Source organism: Paenibacillus sp. FSL H7-0716, assembly GCF_038002705.1.
Classification (GTDB): domain Bacteria; phylum Bacillota; class Bacilli; order Paenibacillales; family Paenibacillaceae; genus Paenibacillus_AQ; species Paenibacillus_AQ odorifer.
In genome coordinates this window covers 31,607-55,892 of record NZ_JBBODA010000024.1, presented here as the reverse complement: position 1 = coordinate 55,892, position 24,286 = coordinate 31,607, and the positions used below count along the sequence as shown (strand labels likewise).

Annotated in this window: 15 protein-coding genes; 14 read left to right on the top strand and 1 reads right to left on the bottom strand. The window is 45.0% G+C overall.

Annotation, left to right across the window (positions count from 1 at the left end; translation table 11 throughout):
• The first annotated feature begins 29 nt into the window (after nt 1–29).
• The 4 genes from MHH60_RS24375 (at nt 30) to MHH60_RS24360 (ending at nt 3,525) form a co-directional block, all read left to right on the top strand.
• Nucleotides 30–407, top strand: a complete 378-nt coding sequence (locus tag MHH60_RS24375; protein WP_076138264.1) for a hypothetical protein — start codon at nt 30–32, stop codon at nt 405–407.
• Between the two features lie 74 nt (nt 408–481).
• Nucleotides 482–808 carry an ArsR/SmtB family transcription factor gene (locus MHH60_RS24370; RefSeq protein ID WP_036676741.1) on the top strand — a complete coding sequence of 109 codons (327 nt, stop codon included), beginning with the start codon at nt 482–484 and terminating at the stop codon, nt 806–808.
• Between the two features lie 107 nt (nt 809–915).
• Entirely contained in the window at nt 916–2,679 is a 1,764-nt protein-coding gene (locus MHH60_RS24365; protein ID WP_076138265.1) for a SulP family inorganic anion transporter, read from the top strand.
• 150 nt (nt 2,680–2,829) lie between these two features.
• Nucleotides 2,830–3,525: a DUF1361 domain-containing protein gene (locus MHH60_RS24360; protein WP_076138266.1), complete on the top strand. Its 696-nt coding sequence runs from the start codon at nt 2,830–2,832 to the stop codon at nt 3,523–3,525.
• Here MHH60_RS24360 and MHH60_RS24355 read toward each other — a convergent pair.
• Entirely contained in the window at nt 3,522–3,839 is a 318-nt protein-coding gene (locus MHH60_RS24355; protein WP_076124439.1) for an MGMT family protein, read from the bottom strand. The two genes, MHH60_RS24360 and MHH60_RS24355, sit on opposite strands and share 4 nt — an antisense overlap.
• A gap of 215 nt (nt 3,840–4,054) precedes the next feature.
• Here MHH60_RS24355 and MHH60_RS24350 point away from each other — a divergent pair, with 215 nt between their 5' ends.
• From MHH60_RS24350 to MHH60_RS24305, 10 genes are all read left to right on the top strand, one after another.
• On the top strand, nt 4,055–5,107 hold the full coding sequence (locus tag MHH60_RS24350; protein WP_076138267.1) for a LacI family DNA-binding transcriptional regulator: 1,053 nt from the start codon (nt 4,055–4,057) through the stop codon (nt 5,105–5,107).
• Nucleotides 5,108–5,174: 67 nt separating this feature from the next.
• Nucleotides 5,175–7,586, top strand: coding sequence for a hypothetical protein (locus MHH60_RS24345; protein ID WP_076138268.1), 2,412 nt, complete (start codon nt 5,175–5,177; stop codon nt 7,584–7,586).
• A gap of 93 nt (nt 7,587–7,679) precedes the next feature.
• Nucleotides 7,680–9,080 (top strand): extracellular solute-binding protein, encoded by a 1,401-nt coding sequence (locus MHH60_RS24340; protein WP_076138269.1) that lies wholly within the window; start codon nt 7,680–7,682, stop codon nt 9,078–9,080.
• 34 nt (nt 9,081–9,114) lie between these two features.
• Entirely contained in the window at nt 9,115–10,092 is a 978-nt protein-coding gene (locus tag MHH60_RS24335; protein ID WP_081383334.1) for a carbohydrate ABC transporter permease, read from the top strand.
• Nucleotides 10,092–10,970: a carbohydrate ABC transporter permease gene (locus MHH60_RS24330; protein ID WP_081389160.1), complete on the top strand. Its 879-nt coding sequence runs from the start codon at nt 10,092–10,094 to the stop codon at nt 10,968–10,970. Before MHH60_RS24335 ends, MHH60_RS24330 begins: the two co-directional genes overlap by 1 nt.
• A gap of 19 nt (nt 10,971–10,989) precedes the next feature.
• Nucleotides 10,990–17,376: an S-layer homology domain-containing protein gene (locus tag MHH60_RS24325; protein ID WP_076138270.1), complete on the top strand. Its 6,387-nt coding sequence runs from the start codon at nt 10,990–10,992 to the stop codon at nt 17,374–17,376.
• A 2,073-nt stretch (nt 17,377–19,449) separates the two neighbouring features.
• Complete coding sequence (locus MHH60_RS24320; RefSeq protein WP_143767374.1) at nt 19,450–21,000, top strand: spore germination protein; 1,551 nt, start codon at nt 19,450–19,452, stop codon at nt 20,998–21,000.
• Entirely contained in the window at nt 20,997–22,154 is a 1,158-nt protein-coding gene (locus MHH60_RS24315) for a Ger(x)C family spore germination protein (protein WP_076138390.1), read from the top strand. The genes MHH60_RS24320 and MHH60_RS24315 overlap by 4 nt, the downstream gene beginning before the upstream one ends.
• A gap of 240 nt (nt 22,155–22,394) precedes the next feature.
• Nucleotides 22,395–23,507, top strand: a complete 1,113-nt coding sequence (locus MHH60_RS24310) for a GerAB/ArcD/ProY family transporter (RefSeq protein ID WP_076138391.1) — start codon at nt 22,395–22,397, stop codon at nt 23,505–23,507.
• 240 nt (nt 23,508–23,747) lie between these two features.
• Nucleotides 23,748–24,266, top strand: coding sequence for a DJ-1/PfpI family protein (locus tag MHH60_RS24305; protein ID WP_076138392.1), 519 nt, complete (start codon nt 23,748–23,750; stop codon nt 24,264–24,266).
• Nucleotides 24,267–24,286: the final 20 nt, after the last annotated feature.

Sequence of the window (24,286 nt, the reverse complement as noted above, 5' to 3'; positions counted from 1 at the left end):
TTATAAATCATTAGGGTGGAGTATTGGCTATGCAAATCAAAATTACAAAAAGTGGTTTGAAAAAGGACGAGGTATTCTTTCTCACAGAATATGGGGAGGGCCGGGGAATCTGGTGTGGTGCTCCTGTGAATCCAGGGGCAGAAATGGATGTGGAATTCGAGCTTTCGGAGCTGCTTATGAGGTGGGTGGATATCCATCCTGTACCTGCAGGTGAGTTCAATATCAGGCTCGAACAGGATAAGGTTATTTTTACGGGCGTGTTGGAGAATATTGAAGAAGATGGCACAGGATTTTTACGAATAGGTGAAGGGTTAGTGATGTTCGAGTGTCTCGGTGAACCTATGGCACTGGGAGTGTTCGTAGAATTGCAGGTCCGTGATGTACGAATCTATCCCTTCAGTATTTGACGCTTCTTAGGGACTAAGATAACATACAAAGATAACATTAGATTCAGAAAGTTAAGCATGAGGAGTAGAAAGCTATGAACACCGAAATTCAGCAATTTAAGACCGAATTCTTCAAGGCGCTGGCTCATCCGATGCGTATTCGTATTCTGGAGCTGCTTAGCGAAGGTGAGAAGAATGTGAATGAACTGCAGGCTATTCTCGGCTCGGAAGGTTCTGCTGTATCCCAGCAGCTAGCTGTTTTACGCGCCAAAAATGTAGTAACTAGTGTGAAGGAAGGCACCACAGTCATTTATGCCTTACGTGATCCTCTGATCAAGGACCTTCTGGTCGTGGCCAAACAAATATTTGATAACCATCTCGTGAATACCATTTCATTGCTGGAAGGCATGCGCGGTGAGTGAATATGGAATAGATTAACGTTATTTTGGCGTTGACAACAGTCGCGTCCTAGAGTAATGTTCTTCTTATATTCAAATAATCAGATATTTAAAGAAAAGAAGGTTTGAACATGACAGGGCGGGGTCGTTATAAAGGCTACAATATGAACGCTTTTCGCAAGGATTTAATATCAGGGACAATCGTCGGGGTTATTGCCATTCCTTTAGGGATGGCATTTGCTATTGCTTCTGGTGTAAAGCCGGAATATGGCATTTATACGACAATCGTTGCCGGCATATGTATTTCATTGTTCGGGGGATCGAAATTTCAGATTGGTGGACCGACAGGTGCATTTATTCCTATCTTGTTCGCCATTGGGATGCAGTATGGTTATGAGAACCTGCTGTTAGCGGGGATGATGGCGGGGGTTATTTTAGTCCTCATGGGATTGTTAAGGCTGGGTGTACTGATTAAATTTATTCCGAAGCCGGTCACGATTGGTTTCACAGCAGGAATAGCGGTTATTATCTTCACCGGACAGATTGCTAATTTCCTTGGGTTAAGGGATATTGAACGGCACGAGAGCTTTGTAGATAACATGAAAGAGATTGGACTTCATCTATCGACGATCAATGGATATAGTATCCTGACCGCCGCGATTTGTCTGGCCGTTGTTATCCTAGCGATTCGCTTCGCTCCGAAGGTGCCGGGCTCATTGGTCGGCCTTCTTTGTGCGACTGTCATAGCAGCGTTATTTTTTAGCGGTAAGGTGACTACGATTGGTTTGGCCTATGGGAATATCCCTAATACACTGCCAAGCTTCCGTTTTCCGACCATTACCTGGGAGCGGATTACACTGCTGATTCGTCCGGCCTTTATCATCGCGATGTTGGGTGCTATTGAATCCTTATTGTCAGCTGTCGTAGCTGATGGGATGACGGGCAGCCGCCATCACAGCAACCGTGAACTGATTGGTCAGGGAATCGCCAATATTGCAGCTCCATTGTTTGGAGGAATTCCAGCCACAGGTGCCATTGCCAGAACCGCCACAAATATCAAAAGCGGTGCAGTTTCTCCGATCTCAGGGATCGTTCACGGGGGAGTGGTATTCCTAATTCTGCTGTTGTTTGCACCCTATGCTTCTAGTATTCCGTTGGCAGCGATGGCTCCTATCTTGATGGTGGTAGCTTGGAATATGAGTGAGCGTAAACAATTTCTTCATTTGCTTAAAATCAAAACAGGTGATTCTTTGGTGTTATTCATCACCTTTTTGTTAACGATATTTGCAGATTTAACGCTGGCTGTAGAGGTGGGATTGATTCTTGCAGTGATTTTGTTTGTGAAACGGATGGGAGAGGTTCATCTGGTATCCAAAGTATTGCCTGATCCTAATTCCGTCAAGGTAGGAGCACATATGGTAACGGAGAGTCATGATTGTCCGCAGATTGGGATTTATACCGTGGAAGGGCCGCTGTTTTTTGGCGCTGCGTATAGATTTGATGACACCATGCCGGGTTATGGCTCAGACCAGCCGAAAATTATATTAATGCGGATGGGAAAAGTGCCATTCATGGATACTACAGGCGAATCCAATCTGGCGGAGCTGGTGCGGCATCTCCATGCTGTTGGAGGGAAACTGATGATCTCCGGTGTTCAGCCGCAGCCGCTTGAGCTACTTAAGAGAACCGGGCTATATGACAAAATAGGAGCGGCACAGTTCTATCATCATACCGGTGAAGCGATCAATGAAGCTCTTAGCAGTATTAATCACAACAAATGTATCGGATGCAGTCATGCGGCGTTTAGGGAGTGTACGGCATTATCCTGTCAGGAGGATGCAGGTGGACTACGAGGTCTGACAGGACGCAAGAAGCCAGCAATGCCTCTGAACTAATCAGCGGTACTTGATTTTAATAAATAAAGTCGGCCTGGGCGCTATTCTTGCGTCTGGGCTTTTGTATTAAAATTGGACTTCGGAATTCTGAATTTGTACAATTGGGTATAAGTTTAATGTAATTAATATCGATAAGGAGAATATAAGCTCATGAAGGAATTGAATTATCCGAAGGTGTTTATGCTCTTGGCGGGATTGTCTGTCGCTACATTGGCGGTATATCGTGTAGTGTCACTTCAGACGGATTCGTTTTACGGTTTTTTAATTTGGAATTTGTTCTTAGCTTGGATTCCGTTTTTATTCTCCATGGCTGCTTATGAGCTAGACAAAAGGAAGATAGGCGGTTTATTACTTCTTCCTTTGGGTGTCGCGTGGCTGCTGTTCTTTCCAAACGCGCCTTATCTCATGACTGACCTGGTGCATTTAACGGTAAGAAAAAGTAGATATATCGTGGAGGGAGCCATTCAGAATCGCTACTGGTATGACTTGGTTACTCTTTTATTGTTCACCTGGAGTGGATGGTTGACCGGGTTCTTCTCATTGTATCAGTTCCAGACGGTCATTTATCGCAAAAGCAACCTGCTGTGGTCATGGGTATTCGTGCTTGCGGCATGTATGCTCGGGGGATATGGTGTACTGCTTGGCCGAGTCTACAGACTCAATAGCTGGGACGTCCTGACGGACAGGCATCAGTTGTATCAACTTGTTCTGGATAGCCTGAATCTCCAGTCCGTGTTTTTCAGTTTGTTCATTGCCTTTGTCCTGCTGGTCATTTACGCGACGATGTATTGTCTACTCAATGCTCTTGGCACCGGAGAAAGACGAAGAGTTACCGGAGGGTACTAATCGGCACACTCCGGCTCAAACTGAAATTGCTTCAGATCTACCACACCTTTTTCATTAAAACTAACTCCCTCTCCCTGTAGATAGAGCCTCTGGAGGGAGTTAGACTCATCCTCAGTTAGTGCGATCATTCCCTTAGCATTAATGACCCGGTGCCAGGGCAGCTTATATTTTTTGCTCATAGAGTGAAGGATGCGAACGACCTGCCTTGCTCCTCTTGGGCTGCCTGCCGCGCGGGCAACTCCTCCGTAAGTCATCACTTTACCTTCTGGTATAGACTGTATGATATGAATAACTCTCTCAGTAAATGGTGTCATAATAAGCCCAAGCTCCTATATCTTATTTTTATCCAATGTTCAACAGATAAATCAATTCTAAACGAAAAGGGGGATGAACATTAGGATTTTTTGAGGATAGCAAAAAAAGGGTTGCAAAGCAATAAATACGCGTGGTATATTCTAACTGTAAAAATAATCTAAACGTTTAACAACGTGATTAAAAGAGTTCCCATAATAAGATAGGAGAAGGTGTAATGAGGAAAACCAGCATTAAAGACATAGCCGCAAAGGCTAATGTTTCGATTGCTACAGTCTCCTATGTGCTTAATGGTACCCGCAATGTACGTTCCGATACAAGGGAACGAGTTGTTGCAGCCATTGAGGAGTTGAATTATAAGCCGAATGCTATTGCGAAGAGTCTTAAACTCAACCGTACGAATACAATAGGTGTTATTGCAGAAGATGTGACGGTATTTAACACCCCCGATATTATCGATGGAATTAATGATTTTGGAGATCGTAATGATTTGCATATTTTACTGGTGAATCTTCGTTTGGACAAGCGTATCGGCCGTAACTTCTCGAATACGGAAGACTATCGAAAGTATGCCGCTAATGCGGTTGCCGAACTGCTCAGTAATCAAGTGGATGGGATTATTTATATCGGTGTTCATCCCCGTGATTTAACGGGTTTAATCGATACGGAGGGTAAGCCTATTGTGTATACCTACTCTTACACACAGGACGATATCTCTATCCAGTATAATGATGAGCAAGCTGCTTACCAAGCCATGTCCTACTTGGTTAACCAAGGACATAGCAGAATTGCTGTAATCAGTGGTTTGATGGATTCTATCCCTTCCAGATTAAGACTGAACGGTTATTACAAGGCAGTTACTGAATATCAACTACCGTTCGATCCACTATTAATTAAGATGGGAGACTGGGAGAGGGAATCAGGGTATCGCCTTACCTCCGAGTTGCTCGCTTTGCCGGAGCCTCCAACCGCGATTCTTTCCATGAATGATGTAATGGTTGTAGGTGTTTTGCAGGCGGCAGAGGAAAAAGGGTTTAAAATACCGGATGATCTGTCGGTTGTCGGTTTTGATAATCGTGAATTCAGTGATTACTTACGCCCGCGTATAACAACAATGGGACTTCCGCTACATGAGATGGGCTATCAAGCTATTGAGGTTTTGTTCAATTTAATCAAGGGGACGAAGATGGATTCACTGATCATGCCGGAGTGCCGGTTGATCGAACGTGATTCCGTGGCTACGTTAAAAAATGCTGTGAAACAAAAATAAGTTTCACAGCTCCTTTTTCCTCATAAATCTAAACGTTTAACTTAAAATATTGAAGAGGTGCTAGGCAATGACGATTCTAGGCAACGAAAATTTCAGGATGGAGCTAAGCGACCGCGGAGCACTTCAGTCTCTGATATTACAGGGCGACCCTAGTGAAATGAATTGGGTAATTGATCCGTCTTATTTGAAAGAGGCAGGTTATACGGATACAGATAAGCTATTCGGAGAATGGACAATAGAGCTAGACGGGAATATCATAAAAAGCACTGATCTGTTGCCCAAAATCACGCCAGAAGGAAAACACCGTGTAATTGTGGATTTTGAAGGCCCGCCGATTGCAATCAGACTTACATATTCTTTGGAAGATGAGCGGCTAAGATGGACTATTGAAGCTACGAACCGCTCAACACAGTCTGTAAAAATTAATGGACTTCATGTGTGGTTTTCGTTCGCTTATATCATGTACAGAGATGAAAATGTGCAGCGCAATATGAGACAGTCCTGTGCAGTATTCCCCCATCTTGGAGGAGATTTCGCTAAAATTGCTGCCATTCGACGGAGCAACGAAGCACCACATCTGGGTGTTTATGGTGCTCAGGGCAGAACAGTAACCGTAGGTACTTATTGTAGTTATAAGAATCGTTTTCTTGAGCAGGTTTCCCCTTCTTTGGATGGTCTGCTGTATCATCGGCTATCGTTGGTGGAAGACGGATCATCTATGACCGAATCTGCAGCTGCCGACTGGATATATGGTGGCGCTTACAGTCCGCTGGATCTTGACGCTGGAGAGACCTCCAGTTGGGAATACATAATCCATCCCTGTCAGAATCGAGATGATTTCTATAGGCAGGGTATGGCCTATGGACATCCGCGCTGGAGCTATACGCCTGTATTAACCCGGGGAGGAAGATTCGAAGCTGTTGTTGATCTGCCGCAGGGCCAAGCTCTACGTGAGCTGCGTTTGTATAGCACTTCACCGGCAACGGAGCTGATCCGTCAGGAGAATATTACGGACGAAGCTGTACGGTTGGAGTCAGGCAGCAGCTATAACATATCTTTACAGCGTTTGGAGCCGGGAGAACATAAGCTGGAGCTGGTGCTAGAAGATGGACGGACCGATATCCTGGTCTGGAATGTACTGGAGTCGATTGACCGGATTCTGGAAAAGAGAGCCGAGTGGTTGGTAAATAACAACTTTGGAGGGACAGGGGAGGCTGAGAGGCCATATGCCTTCCGTCCGCTATCGAATCAGGGAGAATCGCTGGGTAAGGTTGCTTTTCTTCTGATGAAGAATAGCATGGCTAAGGCTGTCCCAGAACAAGTAGCTAAGGCCGAGATTGCCGCAGTATTGGATGTGAAGGAGCATTGGTTTGAAGGCGGAGATTTCAATCATCCGCGTCCCTTGTATGGAGAATTCTACCGCATTTATGATCTGGATTATATTGGGCATGTCTTTTATCTATTGTCACGAATGGATGGTTCACTACTAAAAATTCATTCTCCTAGAAAATATCTACAATGGGCTGCTGAAATCATGTGCCTTCGCCTAGACCCTGATCGGCACAGTGGCCAGCGCGAGCAGGATGAGAGCCGTCTAAACGGTATATTTGTGCTCTATATTCTTGATTTATTAGAAGCACTGAAGGAGAGCGGTCTTTCAGAAGAGTATAAACGTCTACTTACCTTATGGGAGCACTTTGGCAGAAATCTCGAGACAGGGATACAGCAGTATGAGGGAGCTATAACGGAGCATTTTTACGATAATGCAGGATTTGGTCCTACCTGTGAAACGTTGTGTCACCTTGGAAATAAAGAGGAGGCTCAGCGTTATGGACAACTAATTCTGGCAAATATCGGATTCAGCAATGATTACAGAGTGCAGAATCCGGATCGCTGGTGGGAAGCTTTGTCTTATATGATTCATTCCCTTTGGGGTGGATTGGTAGCAGGAGCATCCCGGGTTGCCTATGAATTCCTTGGAGACCCTGAATATTTGGAAGCCGCTTACCGTTCTACGATGGCAGTATTCAATTGTTACGATTGGAATGTACGCTCTACTCCACGACGTTTGTTGCCTGGAGAGGCAGCTTCTACATATAGTGTGGCAGCTCCTAACCTGAACATGCCAGAATTGTCGCGAAACCGTTTTGGGCAATCCGTATTTGTGGGGGCAAGTGATTCCTTGTTTGCTTCGCTGTTCTCGGGTGTGACAGGAGATGATTGGGATATGGGGGAGGAGCTAGTGGCCTATCTAATGGGCTTCGGGACAACCACATATTTGTACAGGGATCCACGCGGAAAGATGCGCTGTATTAACGGCTATATTGAAGAAGACTCGGAGGGCTGGATCGTAACAAGTTACGCTGCATATCCATCAAGATATGTACTGCTTGAGGATAAGCTTGAATATCGCACAACTGAGGGGATGCTAGAGCCTCACGTAAGACTGGCAGGCGGAATATTCAGTCCTTGCCTGTAATTGCTAAGAATGACAAACCATGATGATTTTAGGCTAAAGCTTTAAATGCTTGGCTTGAAATAAATAGATATGAAAAAAAGGGAGGCAACAAACATGAAGTTTGGAAAACGTACTCTAGTTCTATCTTTAGCATCAATGATGGTTTTTTCCGCACTGGCAGGCTGTTCGGGCAATTCCAACAACGCGGCTCCAAAGGCATCTGAAGGGTCTGGAGCAGCCAACAAAGAAACTACGTCTGATAAAGACGTAACCTTGGAATTATTGTATTGGGGTGATGATGTGCAGAAAAAGCTGGTTGAAGCGGCAGCAGAAAAATATACAGCCGACACCGGAGTGAAAATCAATGCACAAGTGCTTCCAGCGGATGGCTCCTTCGATACATTTATTCAGACCCGGCTCGAATCCGGCGAACTTCCAGACATCAGTTATATGGGTGAAGGCGATATCCAAAAGTACAATGAAATGGGAATTATCGAAGATATCAGCGATTTATTAGCGGACGGAAGTATTCCTGAAAAACTATCAGCGATAACAATCCATTCACCTGAGCAAAAAGTGATCGGAGTTGGCCTATCCAACCAGTTGGAGCTGCTTTACTATAGTAAGTCTAAATTTGATGCAGCGGGCCTTGAATATCCACCCTCCAAAGTTGAAAATGCATGGGATTGGGATACATTCGTAACAAACGCAAAAAAGCTAACGACAGATACTAAAGGAAAAACAGCGGCAGATGAAGGCTTTGATGCTGCTCTGACCGAGAACTACGGGCTTGGTATGACAGCGGGACGGGAGTTCCACCATTTCTGGGCAGCTTATGCCAACGGCGGAGGGATTGTTTCCCCGGATGGAAAGGAATTTCAATGGGATTCTCCCAAAACGGTTGATGCCATCCAGAAGCTAGCTGACCTCGTTAACAAAGACAAGGTTGCATCCGCTTTCAATTACACTTGGAATTCCGGAATTGGTTCTGCGGTAGACGCTTTGAGTGGTGGTTATGCCATGGCGATCAGCGGCTCTTGGGATCTAGCTAATATCAAAGGAAATGAAGATATCGGCGTTGGCGTTCTGCCTAAGATGGAAAAGGCAGTAACGATGAACTGTGGTGCTCCGCTTGTTGTGTACAATACATCGAAGCACATTGAGGAAGCCAAGAAATTCTATGCTTACATGGTTAACCCTGAGAACAGTCTGGAGCTGCTGAAGAGTGGTGCGTGGTTGCCAAACCAGGCAGATTGGTATACCGATCCTACCTTGGTTGAAAAATGGACCTCCGATCTTCCAGAAAGTGCAAAAGAAACTATTCTTAGTTATTCGACAACGAAAGACTCTATCGCACAATGGCCTGCATATTACGTTCCTGCCTACCTCAAGATGAATACTGAATATGAGAAATCTATTGATCAGGCGTTGGCAGGTAAGAAAAGTGTTAAAGAAGTCTATGATGCGATCATGCCAGCGATCAAGCAGTTGTTCGAGAGCGGCAAGGTTTCCTAATTAGAGCTTATATTTGAAAAGAGGGCTATTGCTTATGAACCCAGAGAGCAAAACCGAAACGGCTGCGGTCTATGTTAAAAAGCATGCCAGAGGTGTCACCAAAGAGGCGGTGGCTGGATATTTGTTTGCAGCACCGGCCATTATTGGATTTTTGGTATTGACGCTTTATCCGATGCTGGCCAGTTTGTTTTACAGCTTTCATAAAATAACGATTATGAGCGGAAGCCAAGTAATGGAGTGGATTGGGCTGGATAATTTCCGGTACATATTCACCAATACCAGCTCCGAATTCAAGAAATCCATAACGGTAACCTTGATTTATGCCTTCATTAACGTGGCGCTTGTAATCACCTTTTGTCTGATTGTTGCACTCTTATTAAACCGTAAATTTATCGGCAGAAACTTAATGCGGGCTATATTCTTTCTGCCGTCTGTAGTTCCGATGCTGGCGACAACGATTGTGTGGCAGATGCTTCTACAGAACCAAGCCAAGGGTGGACTGCTTAACTGGATTTTATTGCAGATAGGAATAGCCCCTGTTGATTTCCTGACAGATCCCATCCGTATTTTTGAGACATTGTTTATCATGAGCTTGTGGACCTGTGGTGGGACGATTGTTGTGTTCATCGCTACGCTGCAGGATGTTCCGGGAGAATTGCTGGAAGCCATCGAGATGGACGGGGGAAATGCTTGGCACAAGTTCCTCAAAGTAACCTATCCGACGATCAAGCCTGTACTCTTTTTCCAATTGATTATGTGCATGATGACCTCTATCCAGATTTATACGCAAAGTGTGGTGTTGTCCAGAAATGGTGCACCCGATCGGATGACTTATTTTATCAACGTTATGATCTATGACCATTCATTTGTTCAGGTAGGGATGCGCGGTTTGGCGTCTGCTGAGGCATGGGTCGTCTTCCTAATCACTATGGCCATTACTGGTGTGCTGTTCTACTTCCAGGGCGCATTTAAAAGGGACGATTCGATGGGCAAAAGAAAGAAGGCGAGATAATGGCGGCTACCGCAATTATGAATTATACAAGTATCCAGAAAAAAAAGAAAAGAGCTAAAGCCATCAATACCGGGCTGATTCTGCTCTCCTGTCTGCTCGCAGTGATATTTGCTTTTCCGCTCTATTGGCTGCTGCGAGGTGCTTTTGTGAGCCATACAGAAATACTGGCGCGGCCGCCTGTGTTTTTCCCTGAGTCACTAAATGTCGATAATTTTCGGCTTGGGTTGGAACGTATTCAGTTCCTGCGGCAGCTCTGGAATTCAGTTTCGATTGTAGTTCCTTATGTGATTGGGACGGTGCTGACGACAAGCTTTGCTGGGTATGCCTTTGCTAAGCTGAACTTTCCGCTGCGCGGGATGTGGTTCGTGCTGGTCATCAGTACGATGATGCTGCCTAGTGCCGTAACCCTGCTGCCACAATATTCTCTGTACACTTCGTTGGGACTGGCTGGCAAACCTGCTCTTATTATTCCGGCCTTTTTCTGTGCAGGCGGCAACGCATATTTTGTCTTTTTGCTCCGGCAATTTTTCATGACGATTCCGCTAGAACTCAGTGAAGCTGCCAAGATTGACGGTGCGGGTTACTTCCGTATCTACTCCCGCATCATGCTGCCGCTTATACGTCCCGCAATGATTGTTGTGGCGTTGTTCAGCTTTATCAACTGTTGGAATGAATTTTTCTACACCATGATTTATTTGAAGACTGAAGCAGATTATACGCTGCCTATGGGCTTGTATATTGTGAACGGGATGCGCATTCCGAACTATGAACAGGTCATGGCACTGGCGCTCGTCGTTACAGCTCCTTGTTTAGTATTTTTCTTGATCGGCAACAAATATTTTGTTGAGGGTATTACATTAACAGGAATCAAGGGATAAAAAGGAGGAATTCATCCAAATGACAAGTCATAAATGGCCCAGAAGAGCTTCTGTAGCGGCATTATGCGCGGCGGTGGTATTAAATGCAGGGATTGTTCCCGTATCGGCTAACTACACGACTGATTTCTATCATGAAGGCGTAGGCACCGATTATGGGCAGGCAAAGTGGAAGGATAATTCTATTGTTAAGGAAGGCGTAAATTTCAGCGATGTCACCGTCGGAGAAATGATGCAGGCGATTGAAGCTTTTGATTTTGAGGCTTTTGCAAAAGATAATTCCGATTTGCCTTGGCTTGATGCCTTGCTTGTTAACGAAGGTGTCATTCCGGATGATGTCAACGATGAAGTTAGCGCCAATACTTTGTTCAGCCGGGGAAGCGCTTTGTACATGAAGACTCAGGATAATACCAAGCTGGGTTTTGTGGGAACGGTGCATTACGCGGATACTTTGAACAAGGACACGATGTATAACATCACCCTTTCTACAGGAGACTTGGCGGAACAGAAAAATGTGCGGAAGAACTACCCAAGTCATGAGAATCAGACCTACACAAGCGGAGGCCTGGAGATTAACCAGCGGAAATTTATTTCCAGCTATAACAGTGCTGTAACACTGCTTCAGTTGAAGAATCCTACGGCCAGCGATATAACGTTGACGATGAAGGTTAAATCACCTTTCGTCTCAGCAGCGGAGGGGGATGAGCTGGTTGGTTACAGAGTGGCTGCTCCGCTAATGGTGGGCAAGGCCGGGCAAAAGGTAGTTGAAGCAATGTCCTACGTGGATGTTCACCTGAGCGGAAATGACATGAGTCCTTCCGGAAATGAACTGGTTAGAGAGATTACAGTGCCCGCCGGTGGTTCCGTTGACCAAAAGGTGGTCATGGGTTGGCTCGCGGATGAAATACCGGGCTCAAAGCTGCATTATGAGAGCTTTAAGGCTGCTGGCAGCAATGATACAGCCTTCTCTGCACAGGTGCGGGAGTACAACGAGTGGTGGGCAGAGAACATTCCATATATCGATGTTCCCGATGAGAATGTGAAGAAGGTACTTTATTATCGTTGGTGGTGTAACCGCTTTAATTTGCTGGATGCCAACATTCCGGGCAATGACTGGCAGTTCCCAATGAACATGGAGGGCGTTCTCGGCTACAACAACGGGATTACGGTCAGTGTACCTTGGGCGATGCAGGATCTGAAATGGCTGCGTGATCCTTCCTACTTGTATGGAACTTGGTTGGCTCAAGGGGAATATTCCGAGAATAAGAACTATAAAAATAATCCCGGACGTCCTAACATCTGGACTTGGGATATGATGCAGAACACGTCTCAAGTTGGCTGGGATGCTTACAAGATTTACGGTGGTGGTCAGGAAATATTGAAGAAGTTCGCTGATTTTTCCGCCACTGATGTTACCGGCACACTTGAACATTTTAAAGGCACTAATCCAAATCTTGTTTATTATAACCATGGTCCGATTACAGGTAATGACGGAGATACCGTATCCATGCACTGGAATGGCAGTGGTAACTATGCCCGGCTGGATGGTTCTTCTACTACCTACGCTAATGCAGTGGCAACAGCGAAGATGTACGAGCAGCTTGGAGATACTGCGGGTGCAGCTAAAATGAACACTGTAGCGCAGAATATTAAGAATTCAATTCTGAATGAGATGTGGTACGACAAGGCTGACTTTGATGGTGATGGTGTGGCAGATACGAATGGTACCGGCAGCTTTTTGCACAAAAAAGTTGTGGGCGGTACCGATGTATTCAACCCTTGGCGGGATAATAACATGTTTGTCTTTAACTTTGGTGTAGTACCAACTGAAGGTGAAGAAGGATATGAGCCGAAATATTTATCCCAGTTGTCTGATTACGCAGATCCGAATTATTATCCGATCTTTCCTTTCTTTACAGCGGATCAGAACAGCATTATGAAGCGGGTGGAAGATTTCAAGAATGGCAAGACGGATGCCTTCGGTACAGACCAGTTCGCATGGTGTAACTTCGGCAACTATATTAATACCGTTCGTGCCTCTCTGCGCTATTATCCTATAGATAACATCAGTAGTGACGTTTACAAAACACTGTTTGATTGGGGCGCTTGGTTGCATACAGTGGAGCCGGGCAATACGGACCACCTGGACTCTAATGAATTTTTCTGGCTGGAGGATTACTTCTTCGGTACGCCATGGACAAAAGACAATCCTCCTAACCCTAGTGGAGATATGGTACGGGCATGGATTCACCACGATACGCTTGGCATGATGAATTACACTGTGGTTGAAGATATGGCGGGTATTCAGCCACGGACAGATGACAAAATCGAGCTATGGCCGATTAATGTTGATTATGACTATTTTGCTGTAGATAACGTGCGTTATCATGATGCTAACTTATCTATCGTATGGCAGGATCCTGCTAAATACAGTGACAATCCTCATTATCAAGGTATTCCAGCAGGTTATTCGCTCTTCATTAATGATGAACTCGTAATGACAACTAACGAAATGTCCCATCTGATTTATGATACAGCTACTGGTAAGGTGGAAAAACCTTCAGGTGATGTAACTGGGGCTGTTGGCGACAACTCGAAGACACAGGTGTTATATGAAAAAGGCAGTGCTACGGCGCTTGCTGCGGCAGATCAAACATCCCTGGCCAGCAATGAGAAGACTGTCGATATGTTTAATAAAGCAGGCGTAGATATTGTTAATGACAGTACGAATCTGGCTGTTGCCTCAGGCACTACTGTTGAATCGACTTATATCAAGAGCGGTTCGAACATCCGCAACCTGGCGGACAATTCGACAATCGCATCGATTAATCATACGTCAAACACAGCTTTATTCGGAGGTTCGCCGAATTCCGTCGATACGGTTACGTTCAAATTTGATGGAGTCCAGGCTGTGGACAATGTAAAAGTCTATTTCTATAATGACCGGCTTCTGAACGGTTATGGTACACCACAGACATTTGGTGTCGAATATCAGGATGCTGATGGAAGCTGGAAACCAGTGGAGGGACAATTCCGCTATCCGGAGTATATTGCTTCCAACTATAACAATGTGGAGTTCCAAAAGGTTAACACTGCAGCGATTCGCATTCATGTGACACATTCGCTGGAACTTGCGACCGCCATCAAGGAGATTCAGATCTACAACAATAATCTGGAAGTTAAAGCGGCTGCCAATCAGGCACCAAGGGTTTATCTAGAAACACCATTGAAGGTTGAGCAAAATGTTCCTCTGACGATTATGCCGCAAATCGTTGATGATGGATTGCCAAGTGGCAAGCTGACTTATACCTGGGAGAAGATTTCAGGTGAAGGCGAAGTAGAGGAGACAGGGCTTGATAAAGCCATGCTGCAAGCAACCTTTAAGGAGACTGGTGAATACGAATACCGCCTGACTGTCAGCGATGGGGAACTGGAAACTGTCGTGAAGGTTCCAGTCACCGTATTTGTGGCTACTGCGGAACTGACCGAGATGATCGCGAAGTTTGCGGATCGGGATTCCGGCAGACTTGTCCGGAATAAGGACGATTTTACTGCGGCAACATGGCAAGAGCTGCAAGCTGCGCTGACTGCTGCCAAGGCATTACTGGCTCAGGGAGAATATACACTGGAAGAGATCAAAGTGGCAACGGATCAAATGCGGATGGCGATGGACAACCTTAGATACAGAAATGCTGCCCTTTTGGCTACCCCTAGTGCCTCTTACACTTCGGCATGGGAGTCTGTGTATGGCATTAATGATGGGTATATCCCTTATACTTCAGCAAGTATTTACAATAGCGAAGCAGAAACTCAGTATGGGAACTGGGGCGGTCCCGGTGAAAGCCACTGGCTGCAACTGACCTGGAAGGAGCCAGTGACTTTGTCAGGCAGCTCCGTGTACTTCTATGATGATGAAGGCGGTGTGCAGGTACCGGGAGATTACAACTTCGAATATTGGGATAAGGATGCTGGAAAATATGTACCGGTAACGGGCTTGAGCGAGAAAGGCAAAGCAAGAAATACATTTAACGAGGTAACCTTTGACGAGGTGAAAACGGATAAACTCCGTTTGATTCTTAATAAGCAGTCCACTAGTATTTGGACAGGCGTTAAGGAATGGCGGGCAATTTCGTCTAAGCCAGAAGGAGAAGTTCCTGCTCCCGGCGACCATGGTGCGATTGTGAGCATTGAACAGATTGCGGTGAGTACGACAGTTAACGTCGTGCCTACGCTTCCAGCTAAGGTTACTGTAACTTACGCCGATAAAACGACAGGCTTGGCAAGTGTGGTATGGGAGGAAATTCCCCTTAACAAACTTACCATTGCTACAGACTTCACTATATTTGGTAAAGTGGCAGGCACCGATATTGCTGCCAGCTGCCGCATCAGTGTGAGGTACGATAAATCTAAACTTAAAGCAGCCATTGATACAGCGGAAGATCCTTCGGTTAATGAAGAGAATTATACCGGAACGCCTGAGCAATGGGAGGCACTACGCATTGCACTAGAGGCTGCTAAAGCCACTTATGCAAATGACGGTGCTACCGATGGTGATATTAATGTGGCATATTCCAATTTGAAAAATGCCTTTGAAGCCTTACAGCCTGTCGAAGCTCATGATGCAACGATCAGCGGAATCACAATTCCGGGCGGATCTATTGATCAGGTAGCCAAAGAAATTATTTTACCGGATACGACTACGCTTGATGAGCTGAAGGAAGGACTTACTGTTCCGGTAGGGGTTACCTTCGCTGTGTACGAACCCGATAGCATTACTATTGCGGGAGAAATCCAAACGGGTTACAAGGTCATTGTGACGGCACTGGATAAAACAACGACGAGAACGTATACCTTAACATTAGTTTCTGTAAATCCACCTCTCATAACGGCATCTTTGGAGGAGAAGCTTAAAGCAATAGAGGCTCTGGATAAGAGCCTTTATGTAGAGGAGAGCTGGAATACTCTTGAGAAAGAGGTAGCCCGTGCAGTGATGTTGCTGGAGAGTGGAACTGCCACTCAGGCAGACATTGATGAGGCATTAAGTCAGCTTACTGCGGCGGTTGCGGGCCTGAAGTTGCTTTCAGAAGCTACGCCAACACCTACGCCAACATCAACACCTGTACCGACACCGACACCAACGCCAACGTCAACGTCAACGCCGAAACCAACAGAGGCACCGGGTACTTATGTGCCGGTAGCCACGGCCAAACCGTCGCCTAGCGCGTCTGCGACAGCTGCCCCTGCTGTAAGCAGTGGTAAAATCGTTGTCCAGACGGTCATCGGAGCAGATGGAAAAGCATTGGCTGAACTCACTGCCGCAGATATTGAAAAGGCAGCCAAGGATGCAAAGGATGGTATGCTGTCCATTGTCGTGAATCCTGCCGGAAACGCGAAACAAATTGTAGTTGAGCTGCCACTGCAGTCACTGGCAGCAGCGGGGAATGTTAAATCCCTCAAGATTGATACAGGAACAGCAAGCATAATGCTGCCGGAAAGTTTCCTGAAGACTTACAAAGATGCTAAAAACGGTAAACTTAAGCTTATTGTGGGCACTGGAGATGTATCCGGATTGCCACTTTCGGTAAGCAGTCAGTTGAATGCAGGTACAATTAAAAACATCAGTCTTAGCGTAGATGGTGTGGTTATTCCAGGCGATGTACTGAAGACATCGGGGATCAAGCTGGCACTTCCTTATACGCTGAAGGCTGGTGAGAAAGCTCATAAAGTAGTGGTTTATTACTTGAACAGTAATCAGCAACTAGAGACCGTTAAGAACGGAAGATTTAATATAGGAACACAGATGCTTGAGTTGAATTTGCCGCAGCTTGGCAGTTATGTAGTGGTTCACTCGAATGTTTCATTCAAAGATATCGCTACAGCTAATTGGGCGGTAAACAGCATTGAAGCACTCGCAGCACGAGGCGCAATCCAAGGGATGGATGCTGAACACTTTAACCCAAGTGGAAATGTGACCCGTGCAGAATTTATTAAAATATTGGTGAGCGCTTTTGATTTACTAGATGAGACGGCTGTAAGCACATTTACAGACGTTAAGGATGGGGTATGGTATGCCAGTCCAATTGCGAGCGCTCAAAAACTCGGTATTGTTAAAGGCAAAGCAGATGGCAACTTTGGTGCAAGTGAGGAGATTACTCGTCAGGAAATGGCGGTTATGATTTATCGTTTGGCTCAGACGATTAATATCCCATTGACTGACGGAACAAATGCCTCTGGTGAAGCATTCTCTGATGTGAACCAGCTGTCCGCGGATGCAGCCAAAGCTGTAGAAGCGATGCGTATTAGTGGAATTATTAACGGTATGACATCCAACCATTTTGGACCAAACGGCAAGGCTACAAGAGCGCAAGCAGCGACAGTAATCTTCCGACTGTTTGAGCAGCTTCAATAATCGTGCAGCAATACAAGATATAAAAAATCATGCAGCAATGCAAGATATAAAAAAGACGCAGGTGTCCCGTAGTCATGATCATGACTACTGGGGCATCTGTTTTTTTGTTGTCCGTCGTATGTCCCGAACGCCAGCTTTATTATTTCAAAGCTGCTAGCTTAAAGGTGCCAGTGCCAAATTACTAGAACAAGATGCCAACCCAAAAGCGTAGATCAGAGTTGCTAGCATAGAGATGCTAACCCTAAAGGACTAGATCAAAGTTGCTATCTCGGAGCTGCCAACCCCAAACCTAATCTCATGCTCGTATCCACCAAGCTCTTAAAACAAACTTTGCTTCATGGTATGTAATTTGCACGCAAGAGATCGCTAACGGACCCAGTAGCCCCTAAACGTTGCATTTATCGACTTTTGGCGTGCTATCGGACCCCATAGTCACTATTGGCATGAAAAACGCCCGGTTTGAGCCACTTTTGATGAGATAGCTGCACTGGAGTCCGAAACTGGGCGCAAAAGGTGATAATTGAGCAAATAATGCCTCCTGAGTCCTTAAGCGTCTGAGGATGTACTGGGTGTTATCGTACCTAGATCCGTATGCGCCTGAGGATGTACTGGTGTTATCGTCCTAGATCCGTAAGCGCCTGATGATGTGTTCGGTGTTATTGTGCTAGGTCCGTAAGCTCCCCGGGGAGAGGGTGTTTTGGCGCTAACGGACCCAGTAGCCCCTAAACGCAGCATTTATCGACTTTTGGTGTGCTATCGGACCCCATAGTCACTATTGGCATGAAAAACGCCCGGTTTGAGCCACTTTTGATGAGATAGCTGCACTGGAGTCCGAAACTGGGCGCAAAAGGTGATAATTGAGCAAATAATGCCTCCTGAGTCCTTAAGCGTCTGAGGATGTACTGGGTGTTATCGTACCTAGATCCGTATGCGCCTGAGGATGTACTGGTGTTATCGTCCTAGATCCGTAAGCGCCTGATGATGTGTTCGGTGTTATTGTGCTAGGTCCGTAAGCTCCCCGGGGAGAGGGTGTTTTGGCGCTAACGGACCCAGTAGCCCCTAAACGTTGCATTTATCGACTTTTGGTGTGCTATCGGACCCCAAAGTCACTATTGGCATGAAAAACGCCCGGTTTGAGCCACTTTTGATGAGATAGCTGCACTGGAGTCCGAAACTGTTCGCAAAAGGCGATAATTGAGCAAATAACGTCTCCTGAGTCCTTAAGCGTCTGAGGATGTATTCGGTATTACGTGGCTGAGCTGAAAGCGCTTGAGGATGCATGCGGTGTTATCGTGGCCGATCCCGAAATCGCCTGATGATGTGTTGGGTGTTATTGTGCTAGGTCCGTAAGCGCCTGATGATGTGTTCGGTGTTATTGTGCTAGGTCCGTAAGCTCCCCGGGGAGAGGGTGTTTTGGCGCTAACGGACCCAGTAGCCCCTAAACGTTGCATTTATCGACTTTTGGTGTGCTATCGGACCCCAAAGTCACTATTGGCATGAAAAACGCCCGGTTTGAGCCACTTTTGATGAAATAGCTGCGCTGGAGTCCGAAACTGTGCCCAAAAGGCGATAAATATGCAAATAACGTCTCCTGAGTCCACAAGCGCCTAAGGATGCATTCGGTGTTATCGTCCTAGATCCACAAGCGCCTGAGGATGCATTCGGTGTAATCGTCCTAGATCCGCAAGCGCCTGATGATGCATTCGGTGTTATCGTCCTAGATCCGCAAGCGCCTGATGATGTATTCGGTGTTATCGAGGCTGAGTCCGCAAGCGCCTAATGATGTAGTGGGTGTTATCGTACCTAGATCCGTATGCGCCTGAGGATCTAATAGGTGTTATCGTGATGTATTCGGTGTTATCGTGGCTGAGTCCGTAAGCGTCTGAAGATGTACTCGGTGTGTCGCTATTGGCGTGACCCCAAGGGAGATTGGGTTACTTACCTGCCGAACCCGGCGTATGGAGTAGTCTCGTATCTTTCTTGTTGATCCCTTTTCAGTATAATTTTGGTGGATAGGATTTGGAGAGACGGGGGATAATTTCTAGGAACCTAATTCTGACAGGAGTGACTACTGTGGAGGAACGGCCAGCAGGTGGAAACAGCAATACGTCTAAAAAAAACACAAAATCTGAGCAGACTCTGAGTACGTCACTGGATGAAATGATGACTTTGTTTCGAAACATATTCAAGGACGATGCAACGCTTAGAATCAGAGTGTTTAGCAACATGTTTACTGATAGTCTTCGCTTTGGGTTAGTCTATGTTGACGGAATGGTTGACAAGCATTTGATCCAGGAAGGGATTATTAAGCCTGTTATGGCTTTTGATTTTACCAAAAAGAATTGTGGCAATAAAGCCGAGCTGATGGAGAACATCCGGACGCAGGTCATTAGTATTAGTGATGTGGTTGTCTCTGAGAATTTTGATGAAATGATCTACGCGATTATAGCTGGCAAGACCTTACTGCTAATGGACGGCTTTGCGGGTGTTCTGAACATTGGTGCGCAGGGTTGGGAGACGAAGGCTCTTGCGGAACCGGTGACCGAAAAAAGTGTCAAAGGCCCGAGAGAAGGGTTTACGGAATCACTGTTAGTGAATCTCACCCTTATTCGGCGCAGGGTGCAAGATTCCGAGTTAAAGTTTGTTTTTAGTTCACTGGGAACACGTTCCAAAACCCCGATATGTATCTGTTATATGGAAAGCTTGGCATCCCCGGCTATTCTCAAAGAATTACAGAACCGAATTGAACAGATTGACATAGATCTTATTCTGGACACGGCATCTCTGGCGGAGTTAATTAGAGACGAACCCTATTCGCCCTTTGAGATGACAGGAAGTACAGAGCGACCGGATGCCGTAGTCAGTAACATGATGGAGGGCAGAGTTGCCGTGCTCATAGAAGGCAGCCCGTTTGCAATGACCGTTCCCTATGTATTTGTAGAGAATTTTCAAGCCAGCTCGGATTATTACATTAACTTTTATTTTGGTTCGTTTAATCGAATGTTAAGAGTTTTTGGAGCTTTTTTGTCGATCAGTATTCCTGCTCTTTACGTAGCTTTAGTTACTTATAGCCAGGAAATGATCCCCACCATGTTATTGCTCAGTATTTCTACAGCAAGAGTAGCAGTCCCTTTTCCTACAATAGTAGAAGCTTTATTCATGTTAACTATATTTGAAATTCTAAGAGAGGCTGGAGAGCGGATACCTACCTATATAGGGCAGGCTATCAGTATCGTAGGCGCTCTTGTGTTAGGACAAGCCGCGGTGGAGGCCAGAATAGTTAGTGCTCCAATGATTATTGTAGTCGGTTTAACAGGGATCATGACGCTACTTAATCCAAGGCTGACGGGTCCTTTAATTATCGTAAGAACATTGTTGCTGGGCGCGAGTTTTTTCCTGGGGATATACGGTTATTTTCTTGGCATGCTTGGTTTAGTGGTGCATTTGATGAGTCTGCGTAGCTTTGGAGTTCCATACATGCTTGGAGTAGGCTCAATTCGTCCTCAGGATATTAAAGATACAGCGATCAGGGCACCGTGGTGGCATATGTATCTACGTCCGGCGTTGATTGGAGCGCGAAATATGAGGAGAAAAGGTTCCAATAAAATAAGGAGAAGACCATGAGCAAGCTGAAAAGGATACTTTTGATTGTTATATCCATGATGCTTCTGATCTGTAATACAGGCTGCTGGAACTACTTTGAAATTGATGATATGTCGATTGTTGCTGGGGTCGCAATTGATAAGGGGAAAAAAGACGGCCAGTTATTGGTGACAACAGAGATTGTAGATACGAAGGAAGGGATGAAATCAAGTCAGGCTGGCTTCAAAATGATTACACTCGCGGGCGAGACCATGTTTGATATTGTGCGGGGAATGATCTCGATTACTGGAAAAAAGTTATTTTGGAGCCATTCTAAGGCGATTATCCTCAGTGAAGAGATTGCAAGGGAGGGGGTTACTAAAGTAATAGATTGGTACAACAGGGATACGGAAACCCGATCGGATGTGTATATTTTTGTTGCTAAAGAGAAGTCGGCTCAAGAAATCATAAGTCTAAGCAGTTCGACTGAGAGTATTATGTCTTATGCACTTGCACAGCAGATGAGGACTGAGAAAAATGTCAGTACAGCGCCGGTTGTGGAAATTTGGGATTTCATAGATAAGCTTGAGGCTTCTGGAGAATATGCTATCGCTCCGTTAATTTATGTTCATGAACAAAATAAGATAAAGAATGCACGAGTTAGCGGAACAGCTATATTCAAAATGGATAAAATGATCGGTATGATCAGTGGCGAAGAAACGAAATACATGCTGTTTGCCAACAATCAAATCAAGGGAGGCGTTTTAATCGTAAAGGATGAGAGTGGAGAGCCTAACTTTTCTCTCGAAATTTTATCCAATCGCACAAAAATAAAACCTGTATGGGTAAATGGTAAGCTCCAAATAAAACTTAATACACTGACACATACCGGACTGGATGAGGTCAAGTCTTCGGGAGAATTCAATAATCTAGACAGCAAGAAAACCATAGAAAGGTGGGCTGAAAAAGAACTGGAGGAGCAGATTCTCTCCATTATTCATAAGGTTCAGAAGGAATACCATGCAGATATTTTTGGGTTTGGCGAGCTTCTTCATGAGAAAATGCCGCGGACCTGGGAGAAAATCGAGAAAAACTGGGGGAAGGAATTTTCTAACGTAGAGATAGTAGTGAATTCCAAGGTGATTATTGAGAGCAGTGCACAAACATCAAGGTCTATCAAGATTCATCAAAAATAGGTGATAAAATTGGTTGTTGTGATCATATTTATCTATGCGTTAATTGTTTTGATCGATCCTTATGGTCTATGGAAGCAGGGGATGAAGCGGGATTGTTATGTTTCTTCCGCACTATGTCTGATTTCATTCTGTATTGCTTTTGCATTGGCAATGAGATGGTCACTCCCTAGTCCTTCACCATACCTGGAACACTGTATTAAGATGCTATTTTAGGGGACAAGCCTAAAGGGAGAATCGAGTATGAATAAAGAGATCATATCAACAGGGCATGCTATTAGTATTGCTGTCTTGTTTATTATGGGGACTTCAATATTTATGGGCGTACCGGGTGAATCCGGTAACAGTAACTGGATCGCCGTATTATTAGCCATGGTGCTGGTGGTCCCACTGCTGCTGATATATGCCAGACTCCACGTCCTATTACCGGGTAAGGATTTATTTGATATGTTGATTACCGTGTTCGGAGGCGTCTTAGGTCGAATCATCTCCTGTCTCTATATTTGGTATACCTTCCATCTAGGGACACTAATTCTCAGGGTTTTTGGAGAATTCAGTAGATCCGTTACCTTAACCGAAACACCAATGCTAGCGCCTATGCTATGCCTTGGATTGTTGTGTGTTTGGATAGTTAAGGCGGGGATTGAAGTACTGGGGAGAAGTTCTAATCTGCTGTTACTGTTCGGATTATTTGTTAATCTAGTTATTGTCACATTAGCTTTTTCCAAAATGGAATATCATCACTTACTCCCTCTGCTAGACAAAGGCTGGAAGCCATTATTTAACGATACCCTAGGCACGTTTTCATTTCCATTTGCCGAGATTATAGTCTTTCTGGGAGCATTCGCTAATTTATCGAACAAGAGCTCAGTGAGGAAGGTGTTATTTGGTAGCGTAGCGATTGCTGGGACAATTATTATTATGGCCACCCTACGGAACCTATTGATGCTGGGTCCTGAAGTTCTATCTAGTTTATATTTTCCAGCTTATGTGTCTGCAGGACGTATTAATGTAGGAGATTTTTTGACCCGTATTGAAGCGTCATCGGCAGTGGCTTTTGTAATCACAACATTTATTAAAGGAAGCTTATGCCTTTACGTATCTTGTATTGGAGTAGCTAAAGTATTTAAGCTCAAGAGTTACCGCTCTGTTGTGCTTCAGATGGGACTACTCATGATCTATTTTGCGGATTTTGTGTACAAGAATATTATGGAAATGTACTATTTTTCTTACCATATATATAAAATATACGCTTTTCCTTTCCAGGTGATTATTCCGTTGATATTATGGATTTGCGCTGAAATTGTTGTGAGCCGAGGTAAAAATAAACAGATAGCGCCGCAGTCGCAGCAATAGCTCTAAATAGGAGGATACAGGTGTCTCGTAAGCCATAAAAACTGGCTATTGGGATGCTTGTGTCCTTTTTGTTATGAGCAATTAGGTGAAATCCTACATTCGGAATCTTAGCGGAGCGCATAGTTGTTATTGGTTAGCGTCCTCTGAGTCCGTAAGTTTCAGGAGAGGGCGATGATGCTATAATGATAGATACATAGAATAGAGATTACTTTTTTTGAGAACAGGGGAGCTGATCCATCATTGAATACATATATTCTTATATATGATAGCTTTGTACAGTTTGAGGTTACATTGGCAGCTTATTTTATGAAAACAAAGGGCGAGGTTTATACCTTGAGCTTGGAAGATAAGGCGTTAATCTCCTGCGAGGGTTTTTCTGTGAATCCATCAGTATTGGTTGAAAATGTGGACGTTAGCTCCATAGATTTATTGATTATCCCTGGTGGGGAAACAGATAATTTAATAGGGCAGGAGGCTCTATTAGATTTAATCAGAAGCCTGAATCGGGCAGGCAAAGTCATTGCGGGCATTTGCGGTGGGGTATCCATTCTTAAGGCTGCCGGAGTACTGGATGGTAAGGTTTATGTGGACAATGAATCCGGCGTATCTAACGTCGTTGTCGATGGAACAATCATTACCGCTAAGCCGAATGGATATGTAGATTTTGCGCTTGAAATTGGGCGGGTAATGAGTATCTATAAAGATGAGGCAGATTTGCAAGAAACGATAGATTTCTTTAAACATTTTAAATCCGTCTAAGGAGTAGAAGAGGGGAAACA

Coding starts and splice junctions, on each gene's coding strand:
- MHH60_RS24365 (WP_076138265.1), top strand. CDS start 916: ATGACAGGGCGGGGTCGTTATAAAGGCTACAATATGAACGCTTTTCGC.
- MHH60_RS24360 (WP_076138266.1), top strand. CDS start 2,830: ATGAAGGAATTGAATTATCCGAAGGTGTTTATGCTCTTGGCGGGATTG.
- MHH60_RS24340 (WP_076138269.1), top strand. CDS start 7,680: ATGAAGTTTGGAAAACGTACTCTAGTTCTATCTTTAGCATCAATGATG.
- MHH60_RS24345 (WP_076138268.1), top strand. CDS start 5,175: ATGACGATTCTAGGCAACGAAAATTTCAGGATGGAGCTAAGCGACCGC.
- MHH60_RS24310 (WP_076138391.1), top strand. CDS start 22,395: ATGAATAAAGAGATCATATCAACAGGGCATGCTATTAGTATTGCTGTC.
- MHH60_RS24355 (WP_076124439.1), bottom strand. CDS start 3,839: ATGACACCATTTACTGAGAGAGTTATTCATATCATACAGTCTATACCA.
- MHH60_RS24330 (WP_081389160.1), top strand. CDS start 10,092: ATGGCGGCTACCGCAATTATGAATTATACAAGTATCCAGAAAAAAAAG.
- MHH60_RS24370 (WP_036676741.1), top strand. CDS start 482: ATGAACACCGAAATTCAGCAATTTAAGACCGAATTCTTCAAGGCGCTG.
- MHH60_RS24315 (WP_076138390.1), top strand. CDS start 20,997: ATGAGCAAGCTGAAAAGGATACTTTTGATTGTTATATCCATGATGCTT.
- MHH60_RS24350 (WP_076138267.1), top strand. CDS start 4,055: ATGAGGAAAACCAGCATTAAAGACATAGCCGCAAAGGCTAATGTTTCG.
- MHH60_RS24335 (WP_081383334.1), top strand. CDS start 9,115: ATGAACCCAGAGAGCAAAACCGAAACGGCTGCGGTCTATGTTAAAAAG.
- MHH60_RS24325 (WP_076138270.1), top strand. CDS start 10,990: ATGACAAGTCATAAATGGCCCAGAAGAGCTTCTGTAGCGGCATTATGC.
- MHH60_RS24375 (WP_076138264.1), top strand. CDS start 30: ATGCAAATCAAAATTACAAAAAGTGGTTTGAAAAAGGACGAGGTATTC.